The sequence below is a fragment of the Companilactobacillus sp. HBUAS59699 genome, from assembly GCF_036913575.1.
In the GTDB taxonomy this organism is placed as follows: domain Bacteria; phylum Bacillota; class Bacilli; order Lactobacillales; family Lactobacillaceae; genus Companilactobacillus.
In genome coordinates this window covers 16,610-36,622 of record NZ_JAYKTV010000004.1, presented here as the reverse complement: position 1 = coordinate 36,622, position 20,013 = coordinate 16,610, and the positions used below count along the sequence as shown (strand labels likewise).

General features: G+C 36.9%; 20 protein-coding genes. 18 read left to right on the top strand and 2 right to left on the bottom strand.

Features of this window, described 5'->3' with window-relative positions; translation table 11 throughout:
• Nucleotides 1-67: 67 nt before the first annotated feature.
• Nucleotides 68-2,332 carry a lectin-like domain-containing protein gene (locus U8519_RS08660; protein WP_334329929.1) on the top strand — a complete coding sequence of 755 codons (2,265 nt, stop codon included), beginning with the start codon at nucleotides 68-70 and terminating at the stop codon, nucleotides 2,330-2,332.
• Nucleotides 2,333-2,370: 38 nt separating this feature from the next.
• Here U8519_RS08660 and U8519_RS08655 read toward each other — a convergent pair whose 3' ends face one another.
• Entirely contained in the window at nucleotides 2,371-3,081 is a 711-nt protein-coding gene (locus U8519_RS08655) for a B3/B4 domain-containing protein (RefSeq protein ID WP_334329928.1), read from the bottom strand.
• A 128-nt stretch (nucleotides 3,082-3,209) separates the two neighbouring features.
• Here U8519_RS08655 and U8519_RS08650 point away from each other — a divergent pair, with 128 nt between their 5' ends.
• From U8519_RS08650 to U8519_RS08605, 10 genes are all read left to right on the top strand, one after another.
• Nucleotides 3,210-3,911, top strand: a complete 702-nt coding sequence (locus U8519_RS08650) for an NAD(P)H-dependent oxidoreductase (RefSeq protein ID WP_334329927.1) — start codon at nucleotides 3,210-3,212, stop codon at nucleotides 3,909-3,911.
• Between the two features lies 1 nt (nucleotide 3,912).
• Nucleotides 3,913-4,092 (top strand): hypothetical protein, encoded by a 180-nt coding sequence (locus U8519_RS08645; protein ID WP_334329926.1) that lies wholly within the window; start codon nucleotides 3,913-3,915, stop codon nucleotides 4,090-4,092.
• A gap of 179 nt (nucleotides 4,093-4,271) precedes the next feature.
• Nucleotides 4,272-4,883: a WxL domain-containing protein gene (locus tag U8519_RS08640; RefSeq protein WP_334329925.1), complete on the top strand. Its 612-nt coding sequence runs from the start codon at nucleotides 4,272-4,274 to the stop codon at nucleotides 4,881-4,883.
• 119 nt (nucleotides 4,884-5,002) lie between these two features.
• Entirely contained in the window at nucleotides 5,003-6,019 is a 1,017-nt protein-coding gene (locus U8519_RS08635) for a DUF916 and DUF3324 domain-containing protein (protein WP_334329924.1), read from the top strand.
• A 154-nt stretch (nucleotides 6,020-6,173) separates the two neighbouring features.
• Nucleotides 6,174-7,304: a helix-turn-helix transcriptional regulator gene (locus U8519_RS08630; RefSeq protein WP_334329923.1), complete on the top strand. Its 1,131-nt coding sequence runs from the start codon at nucleotides 6,174-6,176 to the stop codon at nucleotides 7,302-7,304.
• Nucleotides 7,297-7,506 (top strand): PLDc N-terminal domain-containing protein, encoded by a 210-nt coding sequence (locus U8519_RS08625; RefSeq protein WP_334329922.1) that lies wholly within the window; start codon nucleotides 7,297-7,299, stop codon nucleotides 7,504-7,506. The genes U8519_RS08630 and U8519_RS08625 overlap by 8 nt, the downstream gene beginning before the upstream one ends.
• Nucleotides 7,506-8,411 (top strand): ABC transporter ATP-binding protein, encoded by a 906-nt coding sequence (locus U8519_RS08620; RefSeq protein ID WP_334329921.1) that lies wholly within the window; start codon nucleotides 7,506-7,508, stop codon nucleotides 8,409-8,411. Before U8519_RS08625 ends, U8519_RS08620 begins: the two co-directional genes overlap by 1 nt.
• A complete protein-coding gene (locus U8519_RS08615) occupies nucleotides 8,408-9,172 on the top strand; it encodes an ABC transporter permease (RefSeq protein WP_334329920.1) in 765 nt (254 codons plus the stop codon). Before U8519_RS08620 ends, U8519_RS08615 begins: the two co-directional genes overlap by 4 nt.
• 57 nt (nucleotides 9,173-9,229) lie before the next feature.
• Nucleotides 9,230-9,910, top strand: a complete 681-nt coding sequence (locus U8519_RS08610; protein WP_334330124.1) for a B3/B4 domain-containing protein — start codon at nucleotides 9,230-9,232, stop codon at nucleotides 9,908-9,910.
• Between the two features lie 65 nt (nucleotides 9,911-9,975).
• Nucleotides 9,976-10,833 (top strand): SDR family oxidoreductase, encoded by an 858-nt coding sequence (locus U8519_RS08605; RefSeq protein WP_334329919.1) that lies wholly within the window; start codon nucleotides 9,976-9,978, stop codon nucleotides 10,831-10,833.
• A 498-nt stretch (nucleotides 10,834-11,331) separates the two neighbouring features.
• Here U8519_RS08605 and U8519_RS08600 read toward each other — a convergent pair whose 3' ends face one another.
• Nucleotides 11,332-11,772: an Rrf2 family transcriptional regulator gene (locus tag U8519_RS08600; RefSeq protein WP_334329918.1), complete on the bottom strand. Its 441-nt coding sequence runs from the start codon at nucleotides 11,770-11,772 to the stop codon at nucleotides 11,332-11,334.
• A gap of 183 nt (nucleotides 11,773-11,955) precedes the next feature.
• Between U8519_RS08600 and U8519_RS08595 the strand changes: the two genes are divergently transcribed.
• The 7 genes from U8519_RS08595 (at nucleotide 11,956) to U8519_RS08565 (ending at nucleotide 19,640) form a co-directional block, all read left to right on the top strand.
• Nucleotides 11,956-12,894 (top strand): ABC transporter ATP-binding protein, encoded by a 939-nt coding sequence (locus U8519_RS08595; protein WP_334329917.1) that lies wholly within the window; start codon nucleotides 11,956-11,958, stop codon nucleotides 12,892-12,894.
• Between the two features lies 1 nt (nucleotide 12,895).
• A complete protein-coding gene (locus U8519_RS08590) occupies nucleotides 12,896-14,419 on the top strand; it encodes an ABC transporter permease/substrate-binding protein (protein ID WP_334329916.1) in 1,524 nt (507 codons plus the stop codon).
• Between the two features lie 243 nt (nucleotides 14,420-14,662).
• Nucleotides 14,663-15,736: a MucBP domain-containing protein gene (locus tag U8519_RS08585; RefSeq protein ID WP_334329915.1), complete on the top strand. Its 1,074-nt coding sequence runs from the start codon at nucleotides 14,663-14,665 to the stop codon at nucleotides 15,734-15,736.
• 93 nt (nucleotides 15,737-15,829) lie between these two features.
• Nucleotides 15,830-16,429 (top strand): TMEM175 family protein, encoded by a 600-nt coding sequence (locus U8519_RS08580; RefSeq protein WP_334329914.1) that lies wholly within the window; start codon nucleotides 15,830-15,832, stop codon nucleotides 16,427-16,429.
• Nucleotides 16,430-16,550: 121 nt separating this feature from the next.
• Nucleotides 16,551-18,020, top strand: a complete 1,470-nt coding sequence (locus tag U8519_RS08575; RefSeq protein ID WP_334329913.1) for an MFS transporter — start codon at nucleotides 16,551-16,553, stop codon at nucleotides 18,018-18,020.
• A 175-nt stretch (nucleotides 18,021-18,195) separates the two neighbouring features.
• On the top strand, nucleotides 18,196-18,774 hold the full coding sequence (locus tag U8519_RS08570) for a hypothetical protein (RefSeq protein ID WP_334330123.1): 579 nt from the start codon (nucleotides 18,196-18,198) through the stop codon (nucleotides 18,772-18,774).
• 5 nt (nucleotides 18,775-18,779) lie between these two features.
• Entirely contained in the window at nucleotides 18,780-19,640 is an 861-nt protein-coding gene (locus U8519_RS08565; RefSeq protein ID WP_334329912.1) for an alpha/beta hydrolase, read from the top strand.
• Nucleotides 19,641-20,013 lie beyond the last annotated feature (373 nt).

Here is a 20,013-nt window from a genome sequence, read left to right as displayed (position 1 = left end):
ATGTCTAAAATTTTGATACAATATTTATGGAAAAATGATGACATAAAACAACTGGGGAATGGTATATATGCGTCTTAATAAAAAATATTATATAATATCATTTATATTTTTTATATTTTATGGTTTAATTGCTTGCTTTAATACCACTATGGCTTATGCGGATGAAAATGACTCATATGATAAAGCTGATTTTGAAAATGCGATGAAAACCGCTCCTCGAGGATTAAACATTGATGATCCAGCATTTAAATTAGGAGAATTTCCTGATAACAAGGCTGAAGTTTTCCGAAGGAATAGTGATCCTGCGGATTATTCTGGAGTTTTACAAGTTACAAATAATATTAATCAAATAGGTGCAGTCTGGAGCAATATGGAGGCTAATAATTATATTGACTTGAATATTCCCCAGACTCTTTCTATGTGGTTGTATTTTGGACGTCCGTTCAATCCTAAAGAACCGCTAGAAGTTGGTGACGGAATGGCATTTGTACTTCAAAATGACCCTCGTACTTATAAGGCGATATCTATGTACAACGGTAAACCGGCAGTTGGTGAAACTTTGGGAGTTTGGGGAGCTGATTTTAATACTAGTATGAGTACAACCGCTGAAGATATTGCTAAAACGGCAATACAAAACAGTTGGGCGCTGGAATTTGATACCTTTGTTAATCGATTGAGTGTCTTGGAACATATTGACGGTAAGGGTGTTTCTTTTGATATGGATCGTCAGGGACAACATACAGGAAATAATTATCCTGCACTCCCTGGAACATATAATCCTGGAGAAACTAAACTTGATTTACATGGCAATTCAGTAGAAGATAAATATAAAAAAAGATACTTTACATTAAATCATGGAGTTGGAAATCAATTTCAAACTATGACTGATCAAAGATGGCATCATATAACCATCAAATGGGACCCGGATACATCAGAACTAAAATATTGGTTCAATGATAAAAATCTAGATGGTAGCCAAACCAATATTACAGGTTATAACTATACGATCCCGTTAGACACTAAAAACTTCCACTTCAAAGATCCTAATAATCGCAAATTACATTGGGGATTCACCGGAACGACTGGTAGATTTACTGAGAACAACTTCATTGTCTTTGAATCCATTCCCTCATTTATCAACGCGGAATCGAAGGCATCGATTCAAAATTTGACTACTGGTAAGCAAGTGCATACTGACAATACGGTATCGATCGGTGATGATTTGGATTTTGTTTACAATCTAAATTACATGAGTGGAACTAAAGATTGGGAAAAAATCCTTGCTACAATGAATTTGCCGTCACAGGTGGATTTTAAATCAGGAACAATTTCCTATGATGATGCAGAACCTGAAGAAATAATCAATAAGAATGAATTAAAAGATAATCAAGTTGAACATGTTTTAAAACAAAGTTTAAACAAGGATCATCGAAACGCCAAGATAGTTTTGCATACGAGAGTTAAAAAAATACCAACAACTACGACGGTATCTATCCAGCATGCTTCCTTTAAGGGTGATAATTTTATTATTGATGACAATACCCCTCAATTTAAAATTTTGCTGGATACTTTAATGATAGATTCAGATCCGAGTGGAACGATTAATTATGCTAGTCAAGATGCTGTGCCTGAAAATACAGTAATCAATGGTACAGTGTGGTACGGAAATGGTACTTTTATTAAAGAGGGTGATTTAAAAGTATTTAGTTCGTTAAATGATGAAAAGTATGTTCCCAATGATGTGATACGCTCAAATGTGTATACTAGTGGATCTTACGAACTCAATATTCCTAAAAATAAATTACATATTGGGACTAACACACTGAAGATTTATGCTCAGGATAATATAAAAGGTGCTTCTGATGTGGCGACTAATACGACCAAATTGCTCACTATTAATATTGTTATTGGTGGTGGATTAAGGTTCGGTAATGTAAGTGATCAGGTGAATTTCCAACCAGTGAACATGGGTTACCCTGGTCAACTGGTATCTCGTCAGAAAGGTTGGCAAGTCGAGGTCGTTGATGATCGAAGTCGGGGCAAAGGATGGATTTTAAGTGCCAAGGCATCTGATTTGGTCAATGAAAAAACTAAACAAAAGTTAAATGGAACAATTGTTTATAAAAATATTTCTGGTAATATACTATCGCTGGCTGAACCAACAGATATTTATAAGAATACTAAGGATTCAGATAATCCCCAGACGATAGATGTTGCGGATAAGTGGACTAATAATTTAGGAATATTTTTAAAATTGAACAATAGTAATATGGGTGGAAAATACCAAGGAAAAATAACTTGGAATTTGAAAGATGCATTACCGAATAACTAAAAATGGCTAGTAAACTGACAAGTTTACTAGCCATTTAGCTATTTATTAAATATGAATTCAGGATTATCTTTACTGATAATCGTTAAATCATTAATATCAATATCCAAGTAGTCTTTGAAGCGTTTGATCAATTGTTCTCCGGCCTCAGTATGATCAGCTTTACGATCCGGTTGGATATTTTCCATATAGAATAACAAGTTCTTAGTGTCATCAGTAGCCTCTACACGTGAACTGTCACGCCATGCCCAGCAACGTGAAAGAACTCCTTTTTCGTCGCGGTAAATAACTTCACCAGGTAGTGCTTCTTCCATCTCATCTTCACCAATTGGTACGAATGGTTCTCCACCTTTGGCTACTGTCAGATGAACATCCCCCACGATGTTATCCAAATCTTCAGCGGCGATTGGGAAGGCGTATTCTAGTGATACAGAATTATATACATCAACGACTGGATTGATGTTTCCAACACCTTTATCATTTTTAGCACGTTTTAGAAGATTTTCAACAGCATTACGTGCACCTTTTTTGGTCTTAAACTTACGATAAGCTTCACGCCAAGCGTGCACAACAGGATTGGCACTGATGGGATCATCAGGGACCCATTTTTTAGCTACCTCATTAGCGTGCTGAATCAAGTTGTCAGGTACATTACTGTCATCATGATTGTCGATATCACGTGCTGTCATACAGGCGATTTCAACATCAGGAAAAATTTCCCAGAATTCTGGATCAACGATAATTTTTTGCATTTCATCCTCCAAGTAATTCTAATAATAATTGTTATGTATACGTTTATATTATTTAATTATATCACTTCAATTCAGACTTGTGAGAAGCTGTTGGAATCAAAATATGTTATTCTAAAAACATTATGGAGGTGTGGATTATCAAAACTTTAGTCATCGTTTCACATCCAGAAATCGATAATTCTCAAACACAGCAGTTTCTCAAAAAGGGTGCTGATGATATACAGGCAACTTGGCATCATGTGGAAGAATTGGATAAGATTGATATTCAAAAAGAACAAGGCTTGTTACGTCAAGCGGATCGAGTTATTTTTCAATTCCCACTATATTGGTATGCGGCACCGTTTGGTCTAAAAAAATGGGAAGATGAAGTTTTGACTCGTAACTTCATCTATGGAGACAAGACTTTTCCACTGGAAGATAAAGAATTTGGACTCATTGTTACAACAGGGATGCCTCTGAAAGATTTCCAAAAGGGGGCAACTGAGAATATTACTTTAGATGAGGCAATGGCACCGTATCGTGCAATCGCTCATTTGGGTAGGATGAAGATCATGCCTTTGTTCTCAGTACCGCAATTTTGGTATATGTCTGAGGAAGAACAAATGCAGCTACTAATTGATTACCAACGATATTTAAGTCAACCTTTCCCCGATTCACTAGTCAATCGTGAGGAGTGGTTCGAAAAACATTTGCATCAATTTGTAAGTGAATTGGGTCCAAAAGATCAATTCACTGGCAATTTGATCCTAGATACTTTTATTCAAAACAAAGAAAATTTGGAGCAAGTGAGTGATACGTTAAAAATGATCAAGGAAGGTGAGGATGAGTAGCATGGACGAACAATCGCGATGGTTAGTTGATCAAATCGATCAATTAAAAGAATCCCAACCGGAATATGAAAAACGAGCGTTTTTGACGGCACTGAAGAAAGTTGTCACTGAACAGTCGATACGAACAGATCAAATTCAACATGAATTGGATGGTAGGCTCTGGAATCACGATAAATGGTAAATAATAAATTATATAAACTAAAAGCAGATTAATAGTGCTTTTAGTTTATTTTTTTTGGAACATTAATTTTGATATTGAAATCAAAAGGGACTATAAAAGAGGTGGATGTTTAAACAGGTAATGGCATCCAAATACAATAGTATTTTTACGAGAAAGCTTTTTTATTCGAGGATTAAATTATGAAAAAATTAATTAAGGGTACGGCTGTATTGGGAGCTATAGCCCTCGGAGCAGCCTCGACAATTTTAACCGCTGGAGCCGCAACAACGACGGAATCAAATCCAGCACCAGTAACATCTACGTCAGATGCTACGATTACACAAACGGGTTCATTGGCACTAGATAATGTGCCAGCAATCAGTTTTGGTAGTCAAAATTATGCACTTGGTAAAACTACTTATGCATCAACTTCAATTTCACCATTGCATGTAACTAACCCAGGATTTGCATCAGGTTGGAATGTATCTGTTGCCCAAACAACACCATTTACAGATACAGCCACGGGTAGTACATCAACATTGAAGGGTTCAACATTGACAATTGACTCGACGACAACTGATCCAATCACTCCTGACGATTCAACCAATGTTTCAACTCCACCAACATACGTAACACCAGTAACATTGAGTTCAACCGCAGCAGAGGTTGAAAGTGCCGCTGCCGGCGGTGGTGTTGGTGCATATACAACACAGTACGCAGCTAATGAAGCTTCATTATACGTACCAGCTGGTAATTTACCAGGTTCATATCAATCAACATTGACATGGACATTGTCTGATGCCCCAGCTTAAAAAATATTTGCACAATAATTTTTTTGAAGGACAATACTGAATCGTATTGCCTTTCTTTTATCGAAATTTGAGGCCAATCACCTCAACATCTCGTTCTTAATTTGGAAGGATGGATGATAATGATTAAGAAAATACTTCTACCGATAATTTTGGCATTCAGTGCTTTCTTCGCCTTTCTAGTAACTAACAATACTACGACGGTAAAAGCCGATACACTAAACTACACTGTTGGTGCAGATTTACCTGATAATCAAATTGATAAATCCGGCGCATATTTTGATCTCAAAGTTACGCCCGGTCAAAGTCAAGATTTGACTATAAAAATCAGTAACAAAGACAACGAAAGTCATCATTACGAAGTTTCGGTCAATCGTGGTTTAACTAACGACAATGGGATGATCGATTACAGTACTCACGGTTCTGCTGATAAGGATGGTTTGAAATACAATATTGAATCTTTAACAACTAGTCCTCAAGATGTGACCGTTGACGCTAATTCTACTAAGTTAGTAACAATACATTTGAATGCTCCTAAAGATAACTTTTCCGGCATAATTCTTGGTGGAATCAGAGTTCAAGAAATCACACCAACACCTAAGGCCAAGAAAAAGGGCCTTAACATCAATAACGAATATGCTTATGTAATTGGTTTGGAATTAAGACAGAATTCTGACAAGATTCAACCAAAGATCCAACTTGGTAATATTTTTGAAAAACAAGTTAATAATTATAACTATGTTGCGGCTGATTTGATAAACCCAAATCCTTCAATTATTGATAATATTTCTATCAATGCGACGGTTAAGGATAAGAATGGTAAGGAAGTCTATACCCAAGATAAGAAGAATTTGTCTATGGCACCTAATAGTGACTTCAATTACTTGATTGGTAGTCCTAAACAGACTCTGAAAGCCGGTACCTATGAATTAGTTTTGAATGCTAAGTCAGGAACAACAAGTTGGCACTTTGATAGAAAGTTTACGATCACTACTCAAACTGTCAAGAAGTTAGCTAAGACAACTATTCCAAAACATACAACACCAAATTATCTATTGATAGCCTTTATCATCGCAATTCTCTTAGTAATGATTCTAGTCGTCCTAGAATATCGTAAGAGATATATCAAGAGACACTAAGGTTATAAAGATAACTGATTAAAGTCACAGAAATGTGGCTTTTTTTGTTTTGTATCGTTCCGGTTGATTAACATCACCAATAATTAACTTTGTATCGCTATACTTAACTTTGTTTACCACATATAATTGAATTATAGAAACGAGGAGGGCAGTTATGGAATTAAATATGGGGACGATTATTTCACAGAAGCGAAAGGAAAGACAAATCACACAGCAGGAACTGGCTGACTTTATGGGAGTTTCTAAGGCTTCAGTTTCAAAGTGGGAAAATGGTCAGTCTTATCCGGATATTACTTTGATTCCGTTGCTGGCAGGCTATTTTAATATAACGATCGATGCATTGATGAATTACAGTAACGAACTTTCTACTGAACAAATTCGACATATTTATACTTCGATAACTAAGGAGTTTGAGACCAATACTCCCGAAGAAGTGTGGCATTCGATCGAAGATATTATCCATCGCTACTATTCTTGTGCACCGTTGATCTTGGAAATGGGTCAATTATTACTTAATCATGGCGATCTTTTGCCAGGTGCATCTAAAGAAGAGAAGGTCCAGAAGTATTTTGGAAAGGCACAGGAGTTGTTTGCTCATGTGTTAAAGATATCTAATGATTCAGTTTTATTAGATAAGGCCACTAATTATTCTGCCTATTGTTCGCTGATGTTGAATAAGCCTGATGAAGTCTTAGATATCTTGGGTGAATACGTACCAGAATACTATTCAACTGAGAGTCTGATTGCTTGGGCTTATAAGATGAAGGGTGATAAGCAAAGAGCAATTGCCACAGTTCAAAGTTCACTGTTTCAATACGTGGTCGTAATACTCAGTCAGATCAATAATTACTTGCAATTGTTACTAGATCAACCAGATAAGTTTGATTCAACTTATGACAAAGGAAAATCGTTGATTCGATCTTTTTCGTTGAAGGAACTTAATCCAACGGTTGTGGCTAACTTTTATATCTCAGCTGTAATGGGTTATGCTCAAATGAATAGGACGGAACAAGTGATGGATTGTTTAGCACAATATGCTGATCTATTGGATGGTATGAAATTTCCCATCGAGCTTCATGGTGATGAATATTTTGACCAGATCGATGATTGGCTTGATCAAACAGATCTAGGTCATTCATTGCCAAGAGATACTAACCAACTAAAGACTGACTTCATTACCATCGTTTTTCAAAATTCTTTTTTGAAACCATATCAAGATGATCCAAAATTTAAAGCAATATTGAAACGTCTAAATATAATAAAGGAGCGTCTGGAAAATGCATAATACTGATATTATTACAAACAATTTGCCACTATTTATTCCATTGATCTTATTAGAAGTGGGCTTAGATATTGCCGCCTTGATCCATATTTTTCGTCACAAAAATTATCGTATGGGAAATCGTCTTTTGTGGGTTTTATTGACTCTGTTAGTTAATCCTCTTGGAGCAATTTTGTATTTTATTATTGGACGGGAGACATATTGATGGCGATTCTCGAATTGCACGATGTTAAGAAACGCTTCGGAGAAAAGCAAGTCTTGAATGGACTGGATTTTACAGTACCAGAAGGATCCATCTTTGGTTTTGTAGGTGAGAATGGTGCTGGCAAAACTACTACTATGAAGATGATTCTGGGTTTAGAGACAATCGATTCCGGTAATATCTTGATCGATGGGCAAGAAGTACATTATGGTAATTCTGTGATCAATCAAAAAGTAGGTTATTTGCCGGATGTTCCAGAATACTATGGTTATATGACACCGACTGAATATTTGAGATTGTGTGGGCAATTGACTGGTATTCCTAAGGATGAATTGCCTAGTCGAATTAAAGAGATTTTAAAGACAGTCGATCTGCCGATCAATAAATATCGTATTCATGGTTTTTCGAGAGGGATGAAACAACGTCTGGGTATTGCCCAAGCATTGTTGAATCGTCCTAAGTTATTGATCTGTGATGAACCTACATCGGCACTTGATCCCATTGGTCGCAGTGAATTTTTGAATTTGTTGGCGGGCCTTCGCCATGAAACGACAATTCTTTTTTCTACGCATATTTTGAGTGATGTTGAAAGGATCAGTGATTATGTTGGAATTTTGCATGATGGAGTATTGCAGGCTAATGATAGTTTGAGTAATTTGAAGAAGAAATATTCTAGCCCACAGATTATTTTTAAATTTCAAACTGAAGATATTGCCCACCAAGCCGTGAAGATAATTGGTAATGGTGCAAGTATGGACAAGAGTCAGGTTACTTTGAATTATTCAGGCGATTATCAAACAATTGTCAAAACAACTTTGAATGAACTTTTACAGTCCAATTTGATTCCGATATCAATGGATAATCAAGAGACTAGTTTAGAAGATATTTTTATGGAGGTGACTTCATGAGAAATACTTGGTTCTTTATTCGTAAGGAATTGCTCGAGTCTTGGCGAAATTATCATTTGTTGATAATAGCGATTGTTTTTGTGATCTTTGGAATTGAAGGTCCCTTGATGGCCAAGCTGACGCCAGATATTTTGAAGATGGCATCAAGCAGTGGGTTAACGATCAAAATGCCTGACCCTACTAGTCTTGATTCTTGGCAACAGTATTATAAGAACATGACCCAGATCGGTATTTATGTCTTGGCGGTTATTTTTAGTGGTACAGTCAGTGGTGAGGTTTCACGTGGGACGTTAGTAAATCTCGTTACCAAGGGTTTGCCACGTCATTCAATTGTGATTGCCAAGTATTTGGTGGCATATCTACAGTGGTGTCTAGCAATTGTTACGGCATTCTTGATCAATTGGGCCTATACTTTGTATTATTTCCCTGACGATAAAAGTCCCTATGTTTGGACGGGGATGTGGCCATTGTTGATATTTGGAATGATGTTTGTGGCAATCATTATTTGGGGATCGACTTTGAGTAAAAGTAATTATATGGGATTTTTAACGGCAGTAGTTGTCTTTATTGTGCTGACCTTAGTTAATATGTTCAAAGATGCAAAACGTTATAATCCCATCTCACTAGTGACGGATAACATGTCATTGGTGAAGGGGACAGAACAGGTTGCTCATGTTATGCCGGCAATTTGGATAACCGTTATTTCAGCTGTAATAATTGTTTATTTATCTATATTATTATTGAAACAAAAGAAATTATAAGATCACTTAAAAGTGGTCTTTTTGTATGTCATAATGTGGGTAAATGAGGTGAATATGATGGATTATAAATTGGATCAGAGTTTGATGGATCTTGGTATTTCCAATATTGTTATTGCCAAAGTTAGTGGTGTAGATCTGTCTGCAAAATTAAATGACGAAATTTTAAGTGAATTGAAGACCAATGAAGAAAAGGCACTCAATACTGACCTTGATGAACTACGTGACAATTCAATAATCAATGGATATGTCGAAATGATTAAAAAAATTGGCCGCAGTTTGAAAAAAAATCCACCTACAACTGAAGCTTTAATCGGAAATATTCAACATCGTGGAAGTTTTCCACGTGTCAATTCAGTAGTGGATGTTTATAACATCGAATCGTTACGTTCGTACTTATCGATTGGGGCTCATGATATGGATAAGATTGATTTCCCAATTGAATTCACTGTTTCTAATAAGCCAGATATTTTCTCACCAATCATGGCACCTGATAAGAAGGTGGCTGATTATGATTATGTTTATCGTGATCGCAATGGAATTTTGGCATATTTAGATTGCCGTGATTCAGAATTGTATAAGATCGATGATAGTACTAAGAATATTTTATTTGTTGTTCAGGGAAATGAGTATACGACAGTCGAATATCGAAAGAATGCCTTAACTAGGATTTGTGAGATATTAAAGTCAATAATGCCTAATTTGAAATATGAAATTGAGGTTGTTTCTGGTACAAACTAAGTTCTTGCCAACGTGTAACTAATAAAGTAGCATGTCTGTATTAACTACAAAGAGGTAATGTAAACATGAAATATATTATTACTGGTGCTACAGGTCATTTGGGTTCTCAAATTCTAAAAGAAGTCATGCAACTTGTACCTAACTCTGATATAAGTGTTGGTGTTCACACTGTTAGCAAGGCTAAGCATCTTGTCGATGAAGGCTTAGAGGTTTTACCGATCGATTATCTAAACGAAGATATGATGGTCAGTGCTTTGAAGAACAAGGATATTTTTATTTACGTTCCAAGTAAGAGTCATGACAGTTTCAGTCGAGTAACTGAGTTAGAGAATGTGATTTCAGCGGCAGAGAAAGCTAAAGTAGGCCATATTTTGGCGATGGGCTTTATCGCAGATCAAGAGAATAACCCATTTGATCTATCAGCCTTCTATGGTTATTTACCACGTCGCTTGGCAGAATCAAATCTAAAATATACTATTATTAAAAATGCTTTATATGCTGATCCGTTGGTACCATATTTGCCAGAATTGATTGAACGTAAGAATGTGATCTATCCTGTTGGTAAAGAGGCACTATCATTTATTAGTTTGGAAGACAGCGCTAAGGCGTTTGCCAAAGTTGCCACAACAGACGTATTGCGTCTTAATGGAAAGATTTACACTCTTACTCAAGATAGAAACTATACTATGCCAGAATTGGCAGAAGTTTTGACTGAAGTTTCTGGTCATAAAATCGGCTATCAGCCAGTGACACTCCAAGAATTCTCAGATTTGTACAATCAAGGTGGAGAAGGTCACATGTTGAGTTCAATGTATGATGCTGGTGGTAAAGGCTTATTGAACATTGTGACGGATGATTATCAAACAATAATGGGACGCCCAGCAATGGGATTAAAAGAATTTTTAACTTTGAAATTAAACTAAAAAAACGCAGGGCAATTTTGTCCTGTGTTTTTTAGTTGTCCGCTTCCGGTCAGCAGTAATTCCATCAGTGGCGGGACAGATTTGAGCCAAAAAGCGGTCTCAAATCTTGCTTTCTTGCTTTGCCAAGGCCGCAAATCAAGAAAGACATCCAGCGCTGTAAATGCGAAAAGTCATCGCATTAACACCACTTACGCTACTGATCCCATTACTTTTGACCTCCAGCTAAATTTTGTAAAGTAGAATGTTGCTGCAGCACAGTAATTTACACATATATTGTCATAAGTTATTACTAGTTCACTAGAAGTATATTTGAAACTAGCTGAAGATGGTCAACAATGGAATCCGCCATGATAGTGTACTTAGCGATTTATCGCTTAGTACACTGGACGACTCGGAAGACTACATGCTTCCGAGCGAGGCTTAAGACGAAGACTTCAGCCGGTCCCAGGGCAGATGGAATTGTTGACCATCTTCAGCGGCAGCAGAAAACACCCCACCTTATCCACTAATTTCTTTAGCTTTTTGTTTTACAAGAATAGTTTCGATCAAATCCTGCAAAGTAGTATCGTTAAGCTTCCTTTGAGCAGCAACTTTAGCCTGCTCGTAGTAATCTCCAAGAACGTCTTGAATATTGCCACCAACGATACATTCAGGGTTTGTTTTTTTGTCCAATTCGAAGAGCGGCTTATTGCCCTCGGTTGCAAAATAAATATCTAATAAAGTAATGTCTTTTGGATCACGAGCAAGCTTTGGTTCAGCTGAACCTTGTTTAGTAGCTATTAAACCTGCTTCTCGCAATACTCCCATCAGACGGCGAATGACGACTGGGGAAGTTTCAACACTACTTGCAATGACTTCACTGGATAGCCGAATGTTTTTGTATATTTCGATAAAAGCTAAGATGTGTATTGAATCGCTAAAACGAGTAGAGACACGCATAGACTCACCTCCATTGATTGTAACTGTATTAATTACAATTAATGATAGGTGGAAATTTTTGTTTAGTCAACTTTTATTACTTAACATGCCAAACCAGTGCGTATAAATTGACAATTTGTATGAATAATTATATTCTGATTGTAACTTATCGAGTTACACAGAATGCTTTAAAAGGGTGTCTATATGATTGAATTTAAAAATGTGTACAAAAAATATGAGAATAACGATAATACAGCAATCAATGACCTCAATCTTCAAATAAAAGATGGAGATTTCTTTGTCTTGGTTGGACCTAGTGGTAGTGGTAAGACTACGACGCTTAAAATGATCAATCGTCTGATCAAGCAAACTTCAGGCGATATAACGATCGATGGTAAAAATATCGATGATTTCGATATTCAAGAAATGCGCCTACAAATGGGATATGTGTTACAAAACATTGCTTTATTTCCTAATATGACGATTGAGGACAATATCACCATTCAGCCAGAATCATTGAAGTGGTCAAAGGAAAAACGTCATAAAGTGGCGTGGGATTTGCTGGATAAGGTAGGTTTGAAACCTGAAGATTACGCTAAAAGATATCCTCGTGAATTATCTGGTGGTGAGCAGCAGCGTGTCGGCATCGTCCGGGCATTAGCAGCTGATCCAAAGGTTGTCTTAATGGACGAACCCTTTAGTGCTTTGGATCCTATTTCACGCAATCAATTGCAAGAACTAGTCTTGAAATTACATTCCGAAATGAAAATGACTTTTATTTTTGTTACTCACGATATGAACGAAGCGGTTCGATTAGGTAATACGATTGCCGTCATGCGTCTAGGCCACTTGGAACAAATTGGTACACGTGATGAAATTGTTCATAATCCGAAGAATAACTTCGTTAACGGATTCTTCAAGAATCAACAAAATGATGATAAAAAGTTAAAATTGATCATCGATAGTCAAGACTGTCAGGAAGTTGACGAGCAAGATACAGATCTAAGCGAAGAAGATAATGTCTCTGATCTTGCTAGTTTGTTAAAGACGCGTAGTTTTGCACTAGTAAAAAGTGCAGATGGAAGAGTTTGGAAGCTTACTACCCAAAGTCTCTTAAACTATTTAGCAAGGGATGGTGAGTAGGATGTCAGGAATAGTTCATGTTTTTAAAACTCAAGGAAATGATATCCTCAATGCCATCGGTCAACATATTTCTATATCGTTGATTTCGTTATTGATCGCGGCCGTGATTGCAATTCCTTTAGCAATTATTTTGATGAATCATAAGAAGACAGCAGAGTTTATTCTGAATGTAACGAGCGTTCTGCAGACGATACCAAGTTTGGCACTTTTGGGTATTCTAATACCGCTAGTCGGGATCGGTACAGTACCTTCGGTTATTGCATTAGTAGTTTATGCAGTCATGCCGATCTTTCAGAATACTTATTCCGGTTTGACAACGATCGATCCCAACTTGGAAGAAGCGGCTGAGGCTTTCGGGTTGTCACGTTCGAAGAAACTATTGAAGTTTGAAATACCTTTGGCGATGCCGATGATTATTTCTGGACTGCGAATTGCTATGGTTATGATTATTGGTACGGCTACATTAGCCGCCTTGATCGGTGCCGGTGGTCTAGGTACTTATATTCTCTTAGGAATTGAAACTAACAATAATTCTTTGCTGATTATTGGTGCAGTTCTTTCAGCAATTTTGGCATTGATATTTAGTGGTATCATTCGCGGAATCTCAAAGTTATCATTGAAAAAAATTGGAGTTATCTTCGCAGCGCTAGTTATTCTTATCGGTGGTGTGGCTGGTTATCGGGTGATTGTTAAACCACAGACAACAATTACGATTGCCGGTAAGATGGGTAGTGAACCAGAGATCTTGATCAATATGTATAAGGATCTGATCGAGCAAGATAATCCTAATATTAAGGTGACTACCAAGGCCAATTTTGGTGGAACTTCATTCTTATACAAGGCGTTGAAGTCTGGTTCGATCGATATTTATCCCGAGTTCACAGGAACAGTCTTAGAATCCTTAGTGAAGACTAAAAAGGGTGCCAGTCATGATCCAGCCGCAACTTACCAATTGGCTAAGAAGTTGTTAAAATCACAAGAAAACTTAGAATATTTGAAGCCAATGAAATATGAGAATGGCTACGCATTAGTGGTTAAGAAGAGTTTTGCTAAAAAATACAATTTGAAGACGGTCTCTGATCTTATTGCTATCGAAGGAAAAATCAATGCCGGATTCGATCCTGATTTTTATCAATTGAGTGACGGATACCCTGGTATAAGTAAGGCATATCATTTGAAATTTGGTAATACGCAAACGATGGAATCATCCATTCGTTATAAGGCAATTGCTAACGATAAAGTTAACTTGGTAGATGGATATACGACTGATCCACAGATTCAAGAATACGATCTAGTGGCGTTAAAGGATGACAAAGAGTTCTTCCCACCATATCAAGGTGCACCATTAGTATCTGAAGAGCTGTTGACTAAGTATCCAGGCATACGTAAGACCTTGAATAAGTTAGCTGGCAAGATCAGTGAAACTGATATGCAAAAAATGAATTATCGTGTATCTGTTAAGCATGAAAAGGCCGCTAAAGTTGCTCGGGAGTATTTGGTTGAACATGGTTTGTTAAATAGATAGAAGGTAGATTATGAAAGCAGTAGTTGTTAAATCACCGGGTGGACCAGAATCTTTGGAAAGATTGTTGTTTTATTATAAATATCAGGCAGGACAAATTTTAAAATTTGTCCTGCTTTTTTTGGCGTGAAATATAATAGTAACAAAATTGTAACCGGAAACTTCATAAATAATTCAAATATCATTATTACAATTTAATTTGTAATGTAAGTTTTAGATCTCGTTTACGGAGAGGGAGTTTTAGTTATGAATTTCAAGAAATACGCAGTGCTGTCAATGGGATTGTGGGTGTTGGGATTCGGTGTTTATGAATCACAACCTGCAATTGTCCACGCTGACGAGCAAACTACGGCAAGCAAACTAGTAAAAACTACATTATCTAGTGGAACCAATATTTATTGGTATGACGGATCAGTTAAGTTACCTGATGTTACCGGTGATGATTTAACCAATCAAGTTGTTGCCCATTTCAGTGAAGGTCAATCAGAGGTCGGTTCAAAAAATATTACGATCACAGTGGATCCAGCTGAGAATACCAACTATACATTTTCTAATGAACTGAATAATGATGGAAAAATCACGTTACAAGGAAAAGTAATCGTTGGGGATGTTAAGGTTAAGTACGTTGATACTGACGGTAACGAAATTGCAGCAAGCACTGAAGCAAGCCATTCAAGTGATCCGGCTGCTTCTGATTATCTGAATTATACGACCAAGCAGTTGAATATTGATGGCTACACTTTTGTCAAAATGAGTGAGAATAGTATGCTAGCCAATGGTACTTTGTCGGACACTGGTGGGACGGTAGTCTATGTTTACAAGGCTAATGATACTGATGCTGCAACTGATTCTGGATCACAAAATCAATCAAGCAATAACAGTACAGTGACAGATTCGGTTAGTTCGAATAATGTAACAACTGCTGAATCTGATAGCACATCTGATGCTGAAGGTAACAGTGATTCGGTCGCTGATAACAATGATCAGGCAGATTCACAGACAGCTACGACAGCTGGAAATACAGCTTCTGACAGCTCAAATAATAATGAAGCCGATGATTCTGCCAATTTATTGAAGGGTAATGGTGCAACTTCAATATCCAGTAATATGTTGCAACAATCAGGATTGTTAACACAACCAAGTACGACAAGTTCCACTAGCACAACTAAGCCAGAAGCTTCAACTAGTAAGACGATTGGTCAATCTGGTGCAGATCAAGGCGAAGTACCAGACTCCAATACGGATTACTATATTACGTTGGCAAGTTTTTCATTAGTTTCGGTATTGGGATTAGTTGGAATAAGTATACTTAAACATTAAAATTACTATTTTTTTAAAAATATAATTATAATAATAGAAACAAATCAGATCTTATTCATTGATATAATTAACCAGTCTTTAGGGAGGGGTTAGATGAATAAGTCTAGAGTTGAAGCATTTACAGATGCGGTTATTGCAATTATTCTTACTATTATGATTTTGGAATTTAAAACTCCAGAGTCAGATAAATTAACAGCTATTTTGCCACAAGTTCCATATATGATTTCATATGCGGTCGGTTGGCTATTTATTGGAATTGCCTGGTATAATCATCATTACATGTTTAGTAAAACTAAGTTAGTCACTAGAAAAATATTCTGGATCAATAATGCCTGGATGTTCACGACATCATTTATTCCAGTTGCGACTGCATGGGTCGGTCGAAGTTTAAATGTTCAAGGTCCAGAAATCTTCTATGCCATAGTGTATTTTTTGTGGTCGTTTGCGTATGCTTTGTTGACATATATGATTGCCAGAGAGAACGAATTAGCTGGTCATCATGAAATTGCAGCAAGTATTCGCAAGATGAAAATATATCGGGCTCTAACTAGTTGGAAGTTTGTTGGTGCAGAATTGATTGTATGGATTTTGATTTTAATCTATTTGCCGGCATTACAAATGTTATTAATAGCTTTTCAAGTTCTAATGGTTGGTGGCAATGTTAATGAAGATAGTGACAAATTATTTAACTAAGGTATTGAGTTTAGTCCTCAATGCCTTTTTTTTGCGACAAATGATGACTTCTATGATGGTTAAGTGGTAGCATTAAAAAAAGTTAGTTTATTAATTACCAGTTCAAGGAGGGGATTGAATAATGACGCAATCAAGGACTAATACATTTGCTGTTACAGTTGCTATTTATTTGGCAACGTTCGTCAGTGCGATTGAGGGAACTATTTTATCGACAGCTTTGCCAACCATTGTTGGGGATTTACATGGAGTGTCGTTGATGAATTGGGTGTTTTCCATTTATTTATTAGCTACTGCTATGACTACTCCGATATATGGTAAGTTAGCCGATCTGATCGGTCGTAAGCCGATCGTACAAATAGGTTTGGCACTGTTTACCTTCGGATCATTGATGAGTGGATTGTCCACTTCTATGATGGAATTAGTTTTTTGGAGAGCGGTTCAGGGAATAGGGGCTGGAGCGCTACCCACCGCCACTGTCACGATCATTGCAGATTTGTACCCATATGAAAAAAGACCACAGATTTTGGGATTAAACAATTTGATTTGGGGTATAGCTACTCTGATTGCACCTTTGATCGGTGGAATAGTAGTAAATACGTTCAGTTGGCATTGGGTATTTTTTATCAATATACCGCTGCGTCTATTGATAATGGTTATTTTCCAATTTTTCTTATATGAAGCTGGAAAGAGAACTTCAAAAGTTAATATTGACTATTTAGGTAGCTTTTGGTTAATGCTCAGTGTATTGATGCTAATGTTAAGTTTTCAATTTTTGAGTTATAAAGAATTAAATTGGACGAATATTTTGGTATTCTGGTTAATTAGTTTCTTTGCTCTGTGGCGCTTTATTCGCCATGAACGCTACGCAAAGGAACCAGTTGTTTCGTTACACTTATTCAAAAATAAACCATTCATGGTTCAAAATGCTATTGCAGCACTGATCAATGGATATTTAATGGCGATAACAGTTTATATTCCAATCTGGGTACAAGGAGTACTCGGTGTCCCAGTTTCCTTTGCGGGATATGCGACTACTCCGCATTCGATCTTTTGGATCTTGGGTTCATTCGCTACTAGTTATTTACTGATCAGGTGGACGCCACATCGTATATTACGTTTTAGTTTGTCAATCGTATTATTCGCCGGTATTTTATTGGCATTCATTCCGATTACGACGCAATTTGGATGGTTCTTTATCATTACCGCCATCAGCGGTTTCGGATTTGGAATAACGATTGTGACTACGACTGTTGAATCCCAGCACTTAGTGTCAAAAGACAACGTTGGTGTAGCCACAGGCTTCAATACGCTTGCCAAAACGCTCGGTCAAACTTTGATGGTCTCAATATTTGGCATAATGTTGAACACTGGTATACAGCATGGTATTTCGATTCATAAAGGATTAAGTTTAGATTTAATCAATTTGGTGATCAATCCTAAAACAGCCTTACATTTACCAACCGATAAATTGCCAATACTGAGACAAGTCTTATACGGTGGACTGCATTGGGTTTATCTGTTGGGAGTATTGATCATTTTACTAGCAATTATTATTAATAAAATTGGATATAGGACAAATAAACAACCATAAGATTCGTTTCGAATGGTTGCTTTTTTACGTTCTGTAAAGTGGTAAGATAATCAGTATCGTTTTAAAAATAGAAGGAGTGAGATTTATTAAAAATTCATTACAGACTAGAATCATTGCCTTAGTTATAGGCTTAATTCTGAATTCTTTCGGGAATGGATTGTGTATTACTTCCAATATGGGAAGTGGAATTTGGACTGCAGCCGCAGTCAATTTGAATATGTGGCTAGGCGTTAATGTTGGTGTAATGTTGTTTGTCTTCGGCGTTACCAATGCACTGACAAATTTGATCTTGATAAAAAGGCTGGATATCAAGCGTTTCGTAGCTGAAGTTTTGTATATCCTGTTCTTTAGTTATTTTGTTGATATTTTTACTAATTTATTAACCATGGTAGGGGTGCAACATCTACCAATGGTAGTTAGAACTTTAATTTCATTTTCTGGTGTTGTCTGTTTCTGTATCGCAATTTCCCTTTATCAACGTGCAAATATCGTTATGCATCCTAATGATGATACGACTAATATTTTACGATTTTTATATTTGAAGGGTAATTCAACCGCAGCGCAGATTATTGACTTTGTACCTCCAACAATTATTGTCGTTGTTTCATTGATCGCAACTCATCACATTTATGCGGTTAATGTGGGTACGCTATTTTCAATTTTATTAAATGGTATATTGATTGCTGAATCAGATAAGTTGATTTGGCCAAGTTTGAAGCATAATTTTAAAACAAAGAATATTGAGGAAGGGTAGATTAGATGAAAGTAAATATTACAGTACCCAAGGTAAATGAATATCATGATATTGGATATTCACAAATAAAAGAAAATGATACCGTACGTGAGATGCGGATGTCATTGTTAGTACCTGAGATCGATAAACCAAAACCAGCAGTTATTTATTTTCCAGGTGGAGGTTTCACATCAGCTAATTATCATAAATTCGTGCAAATGAGAACTGCCATTGCTCAACGCGGTATTGTCGTTGCGGCTGCTGAATATCGTGCAGTTCCGAATGTCTTCCCGGCTATTTTGAATGATGGTAAGAATGCATTGGGATATTTAAGACGTAATGCTAAAAAATACGGAGTAGATCCAACTAGAATCGCAGTATTGGGCGATTCAGCCGGTGGCTATTTAGCTCAATTTTTAGGAACTACTGCTGAAAAAAGTGAATTCATGCCTGACACAGGTGAAGTAGTTGATACAACCGTATCGGCAGTCGTTTCACTCTATGGAATTTCTGATCTATTGACGATCGGTAAGGGCTTGAACACTGATTTTCATGCTTCCACAACTTCAACTGAGGCATTATTAGTAAACGGCGTTTCCTTCGGTGAAGATACAGCTAATGCTATTACTGATGTAGAAGAGAATGCTAAATTTGCCAGTCCTATCGATCATGTAAAGAAAGGCTTGGCACCATTTCTATTGATGCACGGTGATTCTGATACGGTAGTTTCGCCGTATCAAGCAGAAGAGATGGAAGCACGCTTGAAGAAAAATGATGTACCAGTTGATCGAGTCACGATTGAGGGCGCTGATCATGCGACCGTTGAATGGTATCAACCAGAAGTAATTAATTTAGTTGCTGATTGGTTGGTTGAACATTTATTTTAGTTGTGTGGTTGTAATATTGAGAATCGCTTCCGGTCAGCAGTAATTCCATCTGTGGCGGGACCAGTCCGAGCCAAAAAGCGGTCTCGAACTTCGCTTGGCTGCTTTGCACAAATCGCAAATCAGTCAAGACGTCCGTGCTGTAAATGTGGTAAAACCGCCCGCATTAACACCACAATCGCCACTGATTCCATTACTGCTGACCTCCAGCTAAATTTAATAGTTAGTAAAAGACATCGTATTGCGACAGTTTTGCCGTTACACGATGTCTTTTTTTGTACGGTCTCAAGGACTTAATGAGCCCACGGCCTGTCTTTACTACCACTATAAAGTAATAGAGGCATAGGAACACCCCGTCAGGTAACTTCTACGCCTC

Bases quoted from the DNA above. Each gene is read 5' to 3' on its own strand.
- U8519_RS08660 (WP_334329929.1), top strand. From the start codon at position 68: ATGCGTCTTAATAAAAAATATTATATAATATCATTTATATTTTTTATA.
- U8519_RS08655 (WP_334329928.1), bottom strand. From the start codon at position 3,081: ATGCAAAAAATTATCGTTGATCCAGAATTCTGGGAAATTTTTCCTGAT.
- U8519_RS08645 (WP_334329926.1), top strand. From the start codon at position 3,913: ATGGACGAACAATCGCGATGGTTAGTTGATCAAATCGATCAATTAAAA.
- U8519_RS08640 (WP_334329925.1), top strand. From the start codon at position 4,272: ATGAAAAAATTAATTAAGGGTACGGCTGTATTGGGAGCTATAGCCCTC.
- U8519_RS08635 (WP_334329924.1), top strand. From the start codon at position 5,003: ATGATTAAGAAAATACTTCTACCGATAATTTTGGCATTCAGTGCTTTC.
- U8519_RS08630 (WP_334329923.1), top strand. From the start codon at position 6,174: ATGGAATTAAATATGGGGACGATTATTTCACAGAAGCGAAAGGAAAGA.
- U8519_RS08625 (WP_334329922.1), top strand. From the start codon at position 7,297: ATGCATAATACTGATATTATTACAAACAATTTGCCACTATTTATTCCA.
- U8519_RS08620 (WP_334329921.1), top strand. From the start codon at position 7,506: ATGGCGATTCTCGAATTGCACGATGTTAAGAAACGCTTCGGAGAAAAG.
- U8519_RS08615 (WP_334329920.1), top strand. From the start codon at position 8,408: ATGAGAAATACTTGGTTCTTTATTCGTAAGGAATTGCTCGAGTCTTGG.
- U8519_RS08610 (WP_334330124.1), top strand. From the start codon at position 9,230: ATGGATTATAAATTGGATCAGAGTTTGATGGATCTTGGTATTTCCAAT.
- U8519_RS08605 (WP_334329919.1), top strand. From the start codon at position 9,976: ATGAAATATATTATTACTGGTGCTACAGGTCATTTGGGTTCTCAAATT.
- U8519_RS08600 (WP_334329918.1), bottom strand. From the start codon at position 11,772: ATGCGTGTCTCTACTCGTTTTAGCGATTCAATACACATCTTAGCTTTT.
- U8519_RS08595 (WP_334329917.1), top strand. From the start codon at position 11,956: ATGATTGAATTTAAAAATGTGTACAAAAAATATGAGAATAACGATAAT.
- U8519_RS08590 (WP_334329916.1), top strand. From the start codon at position 12,896: ATGTCAGGAATAGTTCATGTTTTTAAAACTCAAGGAAATGATATCCTC.
- U8519_RS08585 (WP_334329915.1), top strand. From the start codon at position 14,663: ATGAATTTCAAGAAATACGCAGTGCTGTCAATGGGATTGTGGGTGTTG.
- U8519_RS08580 (WP_334329914.1), top strand. From the start codon at position 15,830: ATGAATAAGTCTAGAGTTGAAGCATTTACAGATGCGGTTATTGCAATT.
- U8519_RS08575 (WP_334329913.1), top strand. From the start codon at position 16,551: ATGACGCAATCAAGGACTAATACATTTGCTGTTACAGTTGCTATTTAT.
- U8519_RS08570 (WP_334330123.1), top strand. From the start codon at position 18,196: ATGGGAAGTGGAATTTGGACTGCAGCCGCAGTCAATTTGAATATGTGG.
- U8519_RS08565 (WP_334329912.1), top strand. From the start codon at position 18,780: ATGAAAGTAAATATTACAGTACCCAAGGTAAATGAATATCATGATATT.